This window comes from Mesorhizobium sp. 01N446, from assembly GCF_056399285.1.
Map to the genome: position 1 here is coordinate 30,659 of NZ_JBFTRA010000019.1, position 12,297 is coordinate 42,955.

Consider the following 12,297-nt stretch of genomic DNA (forward strand, 5'->3'; position numbering starts at 1 on the left):
CCACGTGTCCGCTGCCGCAACCGACCTCCGGGTCGAGAGAAAACCCAAGCTGTCGGAGACCGTGGTCGCGGCGATCCGCAAGCAATTGCAGGCGGGCGAGATCCGGCCCGGTCACAAACTGCCGACCGAAGGCCAGTTGACCGAGACTTTTGGTGTCAGCCGCACCGTCATCCGCGAGGCGCTGGCCAAGTTGGCCGCCGACGGTCTCGTCGAGCCGCGCCAGGGCGCCGGCGTCTTCGTCACCGAGCACATCTCGACGATGTTCGGGGCGCTGGCCGCCGACATGGGAGCCAAGGATTCGATCGCGCTCAACGTGCTCGAAGTGCGGCTTGCGATCGAGATCGAGTCGGCTGGGCTCGCCGCCACCCGCCGCAACGCCGCGCAGGAGGCCGCGATCCAGGAAGCCTTCTTCGAATTCGAACGGCTGCTGCTAGCCTCGGAGCCCACCGGTCCGGCCGATCTTGCCTTCCACCGCGCCATCGCCAGCGCCACCAACAACCCGTTCTATGTCGAAATGCTCGACGTACTCGGCCGGCGCGCCATTCCGTGCGACGTGACCTCGCCCTGGTCGACCGAGCTGGTGCAGTCCGACACGTACCAGCGCGGGCTGCAGCGTGAGCATCTGGTGATCCTGAATGCGATCACCTCAGGTGACGCCGAGGCCGCGCGCGAAGCGATGCGCGCGCATCTCTCGGCCAGCCAGCAGCGCTACCGCGAGCGTCTGCATGCAAGGCAGGTTTTCTATGCCAGTTCGGTCAAGGCCGCTGCCGGCGAGTGATCCAATTCAAGTCAGGACAGCCATGAGCCAGAACCATACCGACTACACATCGCGCTTTGCCATCGACCCGGCCGCCGCCGCGACGATGGGAACCGATGAATTGCGCCATAATTTCCACATCGAGGATCTTTTTCAGCCCGGCCGCATCAGCCTGACCTATACGCACTACGACCGTATGATCGTCGGCGGCGCCGTGCCGGTGGCGATGCCGCTGCCGCTGAAGGCGATCAAGCCGACCGGGACCACGGAATTTCTCGAGCGCCGCGAACTGATCGTCGTCAACATCGGCGGTCCCGGCAGTGTGAAGGCAGGTGGCCAATCCTTCGAGTTGCAGGCGCGCGACATGCTCTATCTCGGCATGGGCACGACGGACGTGTCGTTTGCCTCCGCAAATTCCAACGAGCCGGCGAAATTCTATCTGCTCAGCGCGCCGGCGCATCAGGCCCATCCCAACCGGCTGATCCGCATCGGTGACGCCAAGCGCCTCGACCTCGGCAGCAAGGACAGCTGCAACGAGCGCTCGATCTTCCAATTCATCCATGCCGAGGGCGTGAAGACGTGCCAGCTGGTCGTCGGCATGACGCAGCTGGCGCAAGGCTCGGTGTGGAACACGATGCCATGCCATGTGCATGACCGGCGCATGGAGGCCTATCTCTATTTCGACCTGGCCGAGACGGCGCGCGTCTTCCACTTCATGGGCGAGCCGGGCGAGACACGCCATATCGTCATGGGCAACGAGGAGGCAGTGCTGTCGCCGGGCTGGTCGATCCATTCGGGCGCAGGCACCTCGAACTACGCCTTCATCTGGGCGATGGCCGGCGACAATGTCGACTACACCGACGTCGACCCGGTGGCGATGGAACAGTTGCGGTGAGTGATTTCTCCGCCTTCAGCCTCGCCGGGAAGCGCATTCTGGTCACCGGCGCCAACACCGGCATCGGCCAGGGCATCGCGATTTCGATCGCCCGTGCCGGCGGTGCGGTGATCGGCGTCGGCCGTTCGTCGATGGACGATACGGCGAGCAAGGTCGCGGCCGTCGGTGGCCGGTTCGAGGCGGTGAGCGCCGATCTTGCCGACACGGCGGCCGCCGGTCCGATGCTGGACCGGGTCTGGGACGAAAGCGGGCCGCTCGACGGGCTGGTCAACAATGCCGGCATCATCCGGCGTGCCGATGCCGTCGATCTGACCGAGACCGACTGGGACGACGTCATGGACGTCAATCTGAAGACCGCCTTCCTGCTTTGCCAGAGCTTCGCCAGACGCACGCTTGCCGGTGGACGCCACGGCAAGATCGTCAACATCGCTTCGGTGCTGAGTTTCCAGGGCGGCATCCGCGTTGCGTCCTACACCGCTTCGAAGCATGGCGTGCTCGGCATCACAAGGCTGCTCGCCTGCGAATGGGCGGCAAAAGGCATCAACGTCAACGCCATCGCGCCCGGCTATATCGAGACCAACAACACGCAGGCGTTGCGCGCCGATCCCGACCGCAGTGCCGCCATCCTGGCGCGCATCCCGGCCGGCCGCTGGGGCGAGCCGGGCGACATCGGCGACGCCGCCGTCTTCCTGCTGGCGCGGGCTTCCGACTATATGCATGGCGCGGTGGTGCCGGTGGATGGCGGCTGGCTGGCGCGATGAGGAGACAACGATGACGAAGATTTTCGCGCATACCGGCGAGGACGCCTGGACGCCGACACCGGACGGCAATCGGCGGCGGGTTCTCCTGCACACCGATGAGCTGATGCTAGTCGAATTCGGCTTCGACAAGGGTGGCGTCGGCGCATTGCATTCGCACCCGCATGTCCAGGCAAGCTACGTCGCCGAAGGCCGCTTCGAGGTGACCATTGACGGCCGGACCGAAATCCTCGAGACCGGCGGCAGCTTCATCGTGCCGTCCGGCCTGGTTCACGGCGTCAAGGCGCTGGAAGCGGGGCGGCTGGTCGACAGCTTTACGCCACACCGCGCCGATTTTCTCGACTGATCGAAACAACGGCACCCTTTGCGGATTGGACGTGAAAGACTTCTGTGAAGGCGGCCAGCAAGATCGGCGAGCATTTTACGGGGTCGAGTTCTCGCACGCCCGTAACACGACAGCGTCATCGGCCGCAGCCCCGACAACCAAGCACGAACCCTTGTCGCAAATCGTCCACCCCTCGCCTGTCGCTCCGGATGCTGCGAGCATGATGCTTGTCAGTGCTTTTACGTCGGGCACATAGACCCACCAGCCCCTCACCAGCCTCGCCCCTTCTGGCGGCTCCATCCCGGCGCCAGAGCCCTGGATGCGGGCCTCTACGATTTGAAGTCCAGCCGATGTTATGCGCCAGTCTTCCTCCCACCGCGTCTTTTCCACCGAATGCGTCCATGACAAGGTGAAGGCTGCGACAGCCAGCACCTTGATCTTGCCGGCAGCAAGGATGCACAGGCTCATCGCTGCGCGATCCCGACGGCTAGCCGGTTGCGATACCAGTTCTGGACGAGGAAGATCAGAGCGAGCGCAAATCCCAGTTGATCTGAAACCGGGATTGCCGCAACCAGAGCAAACGCCGCAGCAGTTGCAAGAAATCTTTCCCACCAAGCCAGGCGTGTCCTCAGGAAGCCGACGACTGCAGCGCCCCAAAGCGAGATCGCAAGAGCTGTCTTGAACACGATGTAGACAACGGCCGGGTAGAACCCGATGCTGTCGGCCAACGCCCCGCCGGGCTGCAGCATCAGGGCCGGTGTATAGACGGCCATAAAGGGAATCACGAAGCCTGCGGCAGCGACCTTGATGGCCTCAATCGAAATCTTTAGCCCGCTTTCCTTTGCGATCGGTGCCGCGGCGAAGCATGCGAGTGCTACAGGCGGCGTGAGGTCGGCCATGATCCCGAAATAGAAGACGAACATGTGACTGACCAGCAGCGGAATACCCAGCGCCAGCAATGCCGGTCCGGCAATCGTCGACGTGATGATGTAGTTGGGGATCGTCGGAATGCCCATGCCAAGAATGAGGCAGGTGATCATCGTCAATATCAACGACAGGATCAGGCTGTTGCGACCGACCGAGACGATGTAGTCGCCGAACGTGTTGGCGATGCCGGTCAACGTCATGGTGCCGACGATTATGCCGACAATGGCGCAGGCGATGCCGACCGGTAGCGCGGACTTTGCGCCTTCAGCCAATGCATCCCGACAGGCATTGAGCGTGTCCGTGCCACCCTTGACGAACAGGTTCGCGAAGATGAGCGCCGCGGCCGTCACCAGCACGATGCCGATGCCGAGCTTGAAGAAACTGGCGGCCAAGACCCCTAGCAGCACCCAGAAGATGACCCGCAAGGTCTGTGAAGGCAAGCCAAGTGCAACCGAGCCGCCGAGGATCAGCAGCGCCGTCATCGCAAAACCAATGGTGCCGGCGTAAAGCGGCGTGTAACCGGAGAACAACAGATAGACGAGCGCCGCCAGCGGCAGGATCAGGAACCAGCGCTCTCTAAGCGCGGCGACTGGTGATGGCAGTTGCGAACGTGGCAGGCCCACGAGGCCGGCACGACCCGCCTCCAGATGCACCATCCAGAAGGCGGACGCGAAGTAGAGTACAGCTGGAATGACCGCCGCCTGCACCACCTCGCGATATTCGATGCCCAGTGTCTCGGCCATGATGAAGGCGACAGCGCCCATTACCGGCGGCATGATCTGGCCACCCATCGAAGCGGTCGCCTCGACACCGCCAGCAAAGGCGGCACGATAGCCAAAGCGTTTCATCAAAGGGATCGTAAATTGCCCAACAGTCACGACATTGGCAACGCCGGACCCCGAGATCATACCCATGAAGCCAGACGAGATAACCGCGACCTTGGCCGGACCGCCGCGAGCATGGCCTACGAGACCCATGGAAACATCCGTGAACAATCGGATCATCCCGGCGCGTTCGAGGAACGAACCGAATAGAATGAACAGGAAAATATAGGTGGACGAGACATAGATCGGCGTGCCGTAGATGCCTTCAGTACCGAACGCCATGTGGTCGATGACTTGAGAAAATTCATAGCCACGATGGTTGAGGGGAGAAGGCAAATATTCGCCCCAAAGGCAGTAGGCGAGGAAGCAACCCGAGATGATCGGCAGCGCCGGACCCATAAGGACGTAGGCCGCGATGAATATGGTGACCAGCGATACCACGCCGACAAACGTGTCGATCGCAAGCGGTTCGCCGGCGCGCTGGATCAGCGGTTCATATTCCGCGAACTGATAGAGGGCAACCGCCATTCCAACAAAGCCCAGGCTCCAGCCGATTGCCTTCAACAAGGGACTTGAGCCACGCAGCACGGCGATCAGCGGAAACACCAAAAGCAGCAGGAATCCGACATGGATCGAGCGAACGACCTGGCTTGGCAGGCTGATCAGGCCGGCGGCCGTAACCAGCTGGAAGACGGAAAAGGCAACGGCAATCCAGAACAGCACACGTCCTYCCGCCGTGGCGGGGAATGTCTCCGCCAGCGGATCGTGAATTGAATCAGAAATGTTGTCGCCGGCTTCGGGCGCCCCTCCGTTGTCGGACATTGCTCCTCCCAGGGTCCTGATCGTCTTTTCTTGCCCCGGGCTATAGCAGACCCTTTTCCTTGTAATAGCGCTCGGCGCCCGGATGGAGAGGGATCGGCAAGCCCTTTGGTCCGTTTTCCGGCTTGATGACCGAGGCTGCCTTATGTGCGGCGACAAGTTCAGGAAGGTTCTCAAACAGCTGCTTGGTCATCTGATAGGCCTCCTCGTCGGAAACGTCGGCGCGGGTCACGAGCATGTTGGTTATGGCCACGGTCGGCACATCGGTGGTTTGGCCATCATAAGTGCCCGCAGGGATCGTGGCGGCCAGGAACGGTGCGCCAAGCTTTTGAGCAATGTCGGCCGGTACCGCCACCACCGTGATCGGCTGGGTCGACGCCAGATCCTTGATCGAAGCAACACCCAATCCTGCGGATTGAAGCGTCGCATCCAGTTGACGGTTCTTTATCAGCTCAACCGACTCGCCGAACGGCAGATATTCCGTCTTGCCGAGATCGTCATAACTCATTCCGGCCGCTTTGAAGATGGCGCGAGCGTTGAGTTCGGTGCCAGACTTTGGTGCACCGACTGACAGCCGCTTGCCTTTCAGCGTGGCCAGATCGATCACGCCAGACTCCTTGGAAGCGACAATTTGAATATAGTTCGGGTAAATCGCGGCTATGGCTCGAAGCTTGTCCAGTTTCTGTTTGAACCCCGCCTCCTCATTTCCATCCCACGCATCACGAACTGAATCACCCAGAGCGAATGCAATTTCACCTTTGCCCTGCTGCAACAGATTGAGATTCTCAACAGAAGCTTTGGTCGCTTGCACCTGTGTGCGCACCCCAGGGATCTTCTCGCCATATATCTTGGCCAGCGCCGCGCCGAGCGGATAATAGACCCCACTGGTTCCGCCCGTCAGCACGTTGATGAATTCATCGGCCTTGGCGGTTGCGGCGCCAAGGCCGAGGCTCAGCGCGACCGCGCCAACGGTGAACAGATTTCTGGTTTGATGTATCATGGTTTCCTCCGTGGGGACTTCATCTGCCCGCAACCGGACATGGTATCCAGTTTGCGACGTCGCGCCCTGCATGCCAACCCCAAATACGGGAAAAACGAGGACATCCTTTTAGCGTGTCCCGCTGCAGCCAATCCGGTCGCCGGCCTCACGCAAAAGTCGGCGCATTCGGCTCCACCAATCGACTCTGACCTGCCATGTGCTGCCATAGCAAGGCGCCGAGGGACGACTCCGACTGCTGCCCCTTCGATTACCTCAGGGGGGCCGGGAATAGTTTCAAGTCGCGTTCAGTATACGGTGATGCAGGCGAATTCGACGTCCTTGTCTGCCTGCATGGCCCAGCAGTCTCGTTCCCTGTCCCATTTAACTGCTGGGCCCCTGCCCCGGAAAGGACCCTTCTATGTCTTCGCTATCCGCCGACGAAGAGCCTGAAGCTGGCGAGTCGCGCCCGAATATTCGAGCCGCCTTGATGCTGCGAAATGTCGGCAGCATCCCGCTGGACGCAACAATAGAAAATGCTTTGGAAGCTATCGCCGCCGAGATGAGTATGGGTCGATCGGACCTCATTCGGATGGCGTTGCGGGAGTGGGTTGAGGCGCGACTGGCCGCCACCAACAGTTGAGACTGCTTCCGCTATTGGACGTTGTCGCAAGCCTACGATGCTGAGCCCGGGGTGGCCAAATCAAGGCCTCAACCAAAACGCGGCCGATCTCCTCGGGAAAAGCGACCGGCTTGGAATAGTTTGGTGTCAAGGTCAGTATATGGCGCATGAAAGCGAGTTTCGACGTCACTCCGCATTTGGAGGACCTGTGGCGCTATGGCCGGGTGCTGACGCGCAACGACGCGGATGCGGATGACCTTGTGCAGGAGGCGCTTGTGCGCGCCCTCACGCTGGCGCGCAGCTATGATCCGTCGCGGCCGCTGATGCCGTGGCTGATCACCATCGTGCGGAACACGTTTCTGACCAGTACGGTTCGCGCGGCCGCCGAGAAGCGTCGTCTTGCCGCTTATGCACAGCAGTGTGATCCTCTCTTGCTGCCATCGCAGGAGCATAGCGCCGAGCTTTCCAATGTGCGGAAGGCGCTGCTTGTATTGCCGACCGAGCAGGCCGAAGTCCTCCATCTGGTTGGCGTGCTGGGCTTCACCTATTCGGATGCCGCGGCGGTGCTGGGCGTACCGCACGGAACCGTGATGTCACGCCTGAGCCGCGCGCGGGCTGCCCTGAAGACGAGTATGGAAAAGATGAGCGACTGCGCACCTGCCCAGTTGAAAGTTGTTGGAGGCCGTGATGTGGCCCAGTAACCGCATTTCCGAGGATGAGATCAGCCGCTTTCTCGATGGCGAACTGACCCAGGCTCAAAGGTCTGACCTCCAGGCCCGTCTCGCACTGGAGCCGGAACTGGCAGCGGAGGTTTTTGCGCAAGCCCAGCGCATGGAAGCTTTGCGCGTCGCTCAACCCGAGCGGCTTTTCCCGCCCCGTGCGAGCCTGGACAAGGCAAAACAGCTGGAGAGTGCGTTTCGGCGGCGGAGGCTATTCACCGCACTCAAACTGCAAATGGCGGCTGCTCTCCTGGTCTTGCTGGGTTGGTCCGCCAACTCGTTGACGCTGCCGCTTCGCCAGGGAGGTCAGACCACGGATCAGACTTTCATTCTGGCTGCGCGCGATGCCTTACGTGTGGCGCAACTGAATGCCGGCCCGGAAAAGGGCAGTGAGCCCAAGCAAGACAAGATCGAACGACTGGTCGGCGCCATCAACATCAGCATGCCGGCCCTCCCAGCGGTCTGGGTGGTGAAAGATGTTCAGGTTCAGCCCTGGAATGGAAGGCAGAGCCTTGTCGTGACGGCCGACACGCCAAGCGTCGGACGGATCACGCTTGTGGCCGTGGCGATGAGCGGCGAAGACGCCGTTCCTCCCACGCCCGCCACGGACGGCCGCGTGCCAACCGTATACTGGCAATCGGGCGGTACCGCCTACGCCTTGATGGGGCCTGCCGCGACCGATCGGCTCGAGAAGGAGGCCAAGGAAATCGAAGTCGCTACACGCAGGAACGCCACACCCAAGATAAGAGGGTGATTGGGGCCGCAACCATAGTGACGAGAAGGGAGAAGCAGAATGCCCGCCAGCTTGGACCTCAAAAGTCTTTCGGGTTGCCAGTTACAGCTTGCTTTTCAGAACGCATACCAAAATGGGCACTTGGAGGGTCCACTTCTCCTGAAGCAGGAGGAGCTCGACCAATGAACATTTTGCCATTTGAGAAAGGCAGAAGGTACTACCCCGCAACGTGCCCGGTTTGCGCAGGTATGGCGCTCGAGGCCGACATTTTGCCCCGGAAAGTCGAATACCAATGCGCAACCTGCGGTGCATACGAAATCACGGCGGCCGCGCGATCCGCAATGAAAGGCATGTCGCAGGAACTTCGGAATTTGTGGCTTTTGCAGGCGCGGCAGCAAGCATCCAACGGGCTGCCGGTTGTGGTCGTGGCGTGCGCGAACGAAGGCCACACATGAGCGGCTCCAGGTAGCGTTGCACATACCCGGCTCTGCCACCGGCCCACCGAAAGAAAGAGATGCACCTCAAGCCCTATGTCGCAGATCAGATATGGCTCTGCCCATATCCTGTCCGATTGGCATGTACGAGGTTTGAGGCACGAATGACGGTGCTGCGCCTCGCCTCTGGCCAGATCATGCTGCACTCGCCATGCAACATCACATCGACGATTGCCGAAGAAATTTCGTCGCTCGGACCTGTTGCTCACATAGTTGCTCCCGGAAACTTCCACCACATGTACGCAACGAGCGCGCAAGCGGCGTTTCCGAGTGCGAAGACATGGATATGTCCCGGCATCGAGAGCAAAAACCCCAGCCTGAAATATGATGGCTTGCTCGGTGACGTCGCTCCCGCCGACTGGGTCGGTGAAATCGACCAGGTCCTCGTGAAAGGCACGCGCATCATGCGTGAGGTCGCGATGTTTCATCGCGCAAGCAGGACGCTGATCCTTGTTGACCTCATAGAGAACTTCACCGACGAAACGCCTCATACCGGAGCAGCATTGAAGTTCTGGTTCAAGCATGTGTTGCGCATGTGGGACAATCCCCGCCCCGCGCCGGAATACCGGATAGGCTGGAATGATCGCCAGGCACTGGCGAAATCGCTGCGGCGCATTCTGGCTTGGGACTTTCAGCGGATTGTGTTGTCGCACGGCGATCTGATCGATCGTAATGCTCGCGCGGTTGCGGCTGCGGCTTGGACGGGGATAATCGAATGGGGGTACGCATAGGCGCAAAACAACTGAATTGTTGAGAGCATCGCCGCTCCCGCATCGGCTGCTTGTACGCGTGGACCATCGGCCAACGCAGAACCTGCAGGACGTTCCGAATTTCGGCCAAAGGCCGTCGTGTCATCTAGGCACGTGGCAAATTTCGTTGCCCATTATGGCCTGGCAAGCCCGGTGGATTTTATGGTCTCACGGACTAGGTAGGGGTGGACGGACCCATGAGTCGATGTGGAGATAACGGTGATGGGATTTTTTTCTGACCTGAACAAAAGGCTATCGGACAATATCTACGAACACGGTCATTACCTGACCGATCCTCACGCAGGCGATCGTGAGAAGCTGGAGGAAACCGTAGACCTCCTAATGCCATTCGTCCGGCCAGAATCGTGCGAACTCGTCAGGGAGCAAATCCTCGGAATTATCACTCAAAACAAGCATCAGGACCTCAAGCTTGGGGATTGATGGCAAGGTGAGTTGAGGCAGGTGGCGGTTCGGCGCAGCGCGGCCGCTTCATCCTCCAAACGCTCGGTCGTGGACAGCGTTTCTCGGCGGAAGCCACCGTGCAGAATGGGTTGACAGCGAACAGTCCCGCGTATCGCATGGCCGGACCAGTCAGCCGCTCTCTGAGCAGCGACCAAACGCTAGGGACCCAACTTCATGGATTTTGCCAACACGGGTCACGGCATGGGACCAGGAGAAGACGCCGACCCGCCCAAACCTGCGGTACAAAGCACCAGACTGTTGATGCTGGGAGCCCTCGGCGTCGTCTACGGAGATATCGGCACCAGCCCCATTTATGCGTTTCGCGAGGCGCTGCATGCCGCTGACGGACCCGTATCGCGCGCCGACGTACTCGGTGTGTTGTCGCTTATCGTGTGGGCGCTGACGATCATTGTGACAATCAAATATGTGGCATTCGTGCTGCGCGCCGACAACAAGGGCGAAGGCGGAACGCTTTCGCTGATGTCGCTTGCTCGCAGTGCTTATCCCAAGGGTGCACGCATCATCCTTGCGATCGGACTGTGTGGCGCGGCTCTCTTCTTCGGCGATTCCATCATAACGCCGGCAATCTCGGTACTGTCCGCCGTAGAAGGCCTGGAAGTGATAACCCCTGCCCTCGACGCCTATGTCGTCCCCATTACACTGGTCATCCTGGCCATCCTGTTTTCGATCCAACGCTTTGGAACCGGCAAAGTGGCAGCCGTGTTCGGTCCCGTGACCGCGGTTTGGTTTATAGCCCTTGGTGTTGCAGGGCTCTCGCATCTCATTGAGGACCCATCGGTACTGCTGGCAATCAATCCATACTATGCGGTGGCCTATCTGGCCGGCGAGCCGGCAGGTGTTTTCGTGACGGTTGGCGCAGTTTTCCTGGCAGTGACGGGCGCCGAAGCCCTTTACGTCGACCTTGGGCATTTTGGGCGCAGGCCTATCGTGCTTGCCTGGTTCTCCATTGTGTTTCCATGCCTTCTGCTGAACTACTTCGGGCAAGGCGCATTCGTTCTGGCCAATGGCGGGAAGACCCACAACCCGTTCTTCCAGATGCTGCCCGAATGGGCGCTAATGCCCATGGTCGGATTGGCAACAGCTGCTACCGTGATCGCCAGCCAGGCGGTGATTTCGGGCGCTTTTTCGCTGACCAGACAGGCCGTGCAACTCAATCTTTTGCCCAGAATCGAGATCCAACATACCTCGGAGATGCAGTCGGGGCAGATTTACATGCCACGCGTCAACTTGCTCATCGCCATGGCGGTTATGGTCCTGGTGGTTGGTTTCGGCAGCTCCAGCTCACTGGCTTCAGCCTACGGAATCTCGGTGACCGGAGAGATGCTGATGACGACCATCCTGTTGTTCGTCGTGATGAGATGGATGTGGAACTGGCAGCTCAGGGTGGCGGCAGCACTCATCATTGTCTTCGCCACGATAGACACAGGGTTTTTCCTCGCCAATGTCGCCAAAATCCTCGAGGGGGGTTGGGTCTCGATCACCGCTGCCGGTATCATGGGACTGATCATGGCAACCTGGATACGCGGCAGCCGTTATCTGTTTGACAAGACCCGCAGGAACGAAATACCGCTCGATTTGCTGGCCGGCAACCTCGTGAAGAAAAAGCCTCATCTCGTTTCGGGCACGGCAGTATTCCTGACCAGCGATCCTCAAAGCGCGCCGACGGCGCTGATGCACAGCCTGAAGCACTACAAGGTGCTGCACGAGCAGAACGTCATCCTTTCTGTGGTCACAGCGCCGCAGCCGGTCGTGCCCGACAGCGAACGCGTCAGAATGGAAATGGTCAACGAGTTGTTCATGCGGGTCAGCCTGACCTTCGGCTATATGGAGCAGCCCAACATTCCGCGCGCCCTGGCGATCTGCCGTAAGCAGGGCTGGAAGTTCGACATCATGACGACGTCTTTCTTCCTATCGCGTCGCTCTCTCAAGGCTTCGCCCAATTCCGGAATGCCGCTGTGGCAGGACAAGCTTTTTATCAATCTTGCGCGCACTGCTGCCGATGCCACTGAGTACTTCCAGATTCCGACCGGTCGCGTCGTGGAGATCGGTACCCAATTGGCGGTTTAGCGTAAGCGCTGTCCCGTTGGCACCTTTCGCGCGTTGTCGTGAGCGACGATGCTCGGTGCCTTTGAGGGCTTCGACACATGACGATTTCAGAGCTTACGCTTAAGTCCAGGGACGAGGAGCCGGTTCGACGGCTTGAGATATTCACGGGT

Annotated in this window: 14 protein-coding genes; 11 read left to right on the top strand and 3 right to left on the bottom strand. The window is 60.2% G+C overall.

The genetic code is table 11. The features are described 5' to 3' along the window. The first annotated feature begins 4 nt into the window (after positions 1–4). Genes AC1DPX_RS34675 through AC1DPX_RS34690 form a run of 4 tightly spaced genes read left to right on the top strand, consistent with a single transcriptional unit; the run spans position 5 to position 2,756 of the window. Positions 5–778 (top strand): FadR/GntR family transcriptional regulator, encoded by a 774-nt coding sequence (locus AC1DPX_RS34675; protein WP_477242487.1) that lies wholly within the window; start codon positions 5–7, stop codon positions 776–778. A gap of 22 nt (positions 779–800) precedes the next feature. Next, positions 801–1,652, top strand: a complete 852-nt coding sequence (gene kduI, locus AC1DPX_RS34680; RefSeq protein ID WP_477242489.1) for a 5-dehydro-4-deoxy-D-glucuronate isomerase — start codon at positions 801–803, stop codon at positions 1,650–1,652. Then, positions 1,649–2,413 carry a 2-dehydro-3-deoxy-D-gluconate 5-dehydrogenase KduD gene (gene kduD, locus AC1DPX_RS34685; protein ID WP_477242491.1) on the top strand — a complete coding sequence of 255 codons (765 nt, stop codon included), beginning with the start codon at positions 1,649–1,651 and terminating at the stop codon, positions 2,411–2,413. Before kduI ends, kduD begins: the two co-directional genes overlap by 4 nt. A gap of 10 nt (positions 2,414–2,423) precedes the next feature. Next, complete coding sequence (locus tag AC1DPX_RS34690) at positions 2,424–2,756, top strand: cupin domain-containing protein (RefSeq protein ID WP_477242493.1); 333 nt, start codon at positions 2,424–2,426, stop codon at positions 2,754–2,756. A 75-nt stretch (positions 2,757–2,831) separates the two neighbouring features. Here AC1DPX_RS34690 and AC1DPX_RS34695 read toward each other — a convergent pair whose 3' ends face one another. The 3 genes from AC1DPX_RS34695 to AC1DPX_RS34705 are packed head-to-tail and all read right to left on the bottom strand — an operon-like array spanning position 2,832 to position 6,305. Continuing rightward, positions 2,832–3,203 carry a DUF1850 domain-containing protein gene (locus AC1DPX_RS34695; RefSeq protein WP_477242495.1) on the bottom strand — a complete coding sequence of 124 codons (372 nt, stop codon included), beginning with the start codon at positions 3,201–3,203 and terminating at the stop codon, positions 2,832–2,834. Continuing rightward, on the bottom strand, positions 3,200–5,308 hold the full coding sequence (locus AC1DPX_RS34700) for a TRAP transporter permease (RefSeq protein ID WP_477242511.1): 2,109 nt from the start codon (positions 5,306–5,308) through the stop codon (positions 3,200–3,202). The genes AC1DPX_RS34695 and AC1DPX_RS34700 overlap by 4 nt, the downstream gene beginning before the upstream one ends. A gap of 40 nt (positions 5,309–5,348) precedes the next feature. Continuing rightward, positions 5,349–6,305 (bottom strand): TAXI family TRAP transporter solute-binding subunit, encoded by a 957-nt coding sequence (locus AC1DPX_RS34705; RefSeq protein WP_477242497.1) that lies wholly within the window; start codon positions 6,303–6,305, stop codon positions 5,349–5,351. Between the two features lie 397 nt (positions 6,306–6,702). Here AC1DPX_RS34705 and AC1DPX_RS34710 point away from each other — a divergent pair, with 397 nt between their 5' ends. From AC1DPX_RS34710 to AC1DPX_RS34740, 7 genes are all read left to right on the top strand, one after another. Then, positions 6,703–6,924 carry a hypothetical protein gene (locus AC1DPX_RS34710; RefSeq protein ID WP_477242499.1) on the top strand — a complete coding sequence of 74 codons (222 nt, stop codon included), beginning with the start codon at positions 6,703–6,705 and terminating at the stop codon, positions 6,922–6,924. Between the two features lie 146 nt (positions 6,925–7,070). Then, a complete protein-coding gene (locus tag AC1DPX_RS34715; protein ID WP_477242501.1) occupies positions 7,071–7,604 on the top strand; it encodes a sigma-70 family RNA polymerase sigma factor in 534 nt (177 codons plus the stop codon). Beyond that, the gene (locus tag AC1DPX_RS34720) at positions 7,591–8,376 is read left to right on the top strand and encodes an anti-sigma factor family protein (RefSeq protein WP_477242503.1); all 786 of its coding nucleotides are present in this window, start codon (positions 7,591–7,593) and stop codon (positions 8,374–8,376) included. The genes AC1DPX_RS34715 and AC1DPX_RS34720 overlap by 14 nt, the downstream gene beginning before the upstream one ends. A 161-nt stretch (positions 8,377–8,537) precedes the next feature. Continuing rightward, positions 8,538–8,810 (top strand): hypothetical protein, encoded by a 273-nt coding sequence (locus AC1DPX_RS34725; protein ID WP_477242505.1) that lies wholly within the window; start codon positions 8,538–8,540, stop codon positions 8,808–8,810. Between the two features lie 59 nt (positions 8,811–8,869). Further along, entirely contained in the window at positions 8,870–9,580 is a 711-nt protein-coding gene (locus AC1DPX_RS34730) for a DUF4336 domain-containing protein (RefSeq protein ID WP_477242507.1), read from the top strand. A gap of 240 nt (positions 9,581–9,820) precedes the next feature. Beyond that, positions 9,821–10,039, top strand: coding sequence for a hypothetical protein (locus AC1DPX_RS34735; RefSeq protein ID WP_477242513.1), 219 nt, complete (start codon positions 9,821–9,823; stop codon positions 10,037–10,039). 222 nt (positions 10,040–10,261) lie between these two features. Next, positions 10,262–12,148, top strand: coding sequence for a potassium transporter Kup (locus tag AC1DPX_RS34740; protein ID WP_477242515.1), 1,887 nt, complete (start codon positions 10,262–10,264; stop codon positions 12,146–12,148). Positions 12,149–12,297: the final 149 nt, after the last annotated feature.

Excerpts from the sequence above, each read along its gene's own strand:
- kduI (WP_477242489.1), top strand. The coding sequence starts at position 801 with ATGAGCCAGAACCATACCGACTACACATCGCGCTTTGCCATCGACCCG.
- AC1DPX_RS34690 (WP_477242493.1), top strand. The coding sequence starts at position 2,424 with ATGACGAAGATTTTCGCGCATACCGGCGAGGACGCCTGGACGCCGACA.
- AC1DPX_RS34695 (WP_477242495.1), bottom strand. The coding sequence starts at position 3,203 with ATGAGCCTGTGCATCCTTGCTGCCGGCAAGATCAAGGTGCTGGCTGTC.
- AC1DPX_RS34705 (WP_477242497.1), bottom strand. The coding sequence starts at position 6,305 with ATGATACATCAAACCAGAAATCTGTTCACCGTTGGCGCGGTCGCGCTG.
- AC1DPX_RS34710 (WP_477242499.1), top strand. The coding sequence starts at position 6,703 with ATGTCTTCGCTATCCGCCGACGAAGAGCCTGAAGCTGGCGAGTCGCGC.
- AC1DPX_RS34715 (WP_477242501.1), top strand. The coding sequence starts at position 7,071 with ATGAAAGCGAGTTTCGACGTCACTCCGCATTTGGAGGACCTGTGGCGC.
- AC1DPX_RS34720 (WP_477242503.1), top strand. The coding sequence starts at position 7,591 with ATGTGGCCCAGTAACCGCATTTCCGAGGATGAGATCAGCCGCTTTCTC.
- AC1DPX_RS34725 (WP_477242505.1), top strand. The coding sequence starts at position 8,538 with ATGAACATTTTGCCATTTGAGAAAGGCAGAAGGTACTACCCCGCAACG.
- AC1DPX_RS34730 (WP_477242507.1), top strand. The coding sequence starts at position 8,870 with ATGCACCTCAAGCCCTATGTCGCAGATCAGATATGGCTCTGCCCATAT.
- AC1DPX_RS34735 (WP_477242513.1), top strand. The coding sequence starts at position 9,821 with ATGGGATTTTTTTCTGACCTGAACAAAAGGCTATCGGACAATATCTAC.
- AC1DPX_RS34740 (WP_477242515.1), top strand. The coding sequence starts at position 10,262 with ATGGGACCAGGAGAAGACGCCGACCCGCCCAAACCTGCGGTACAAAGC.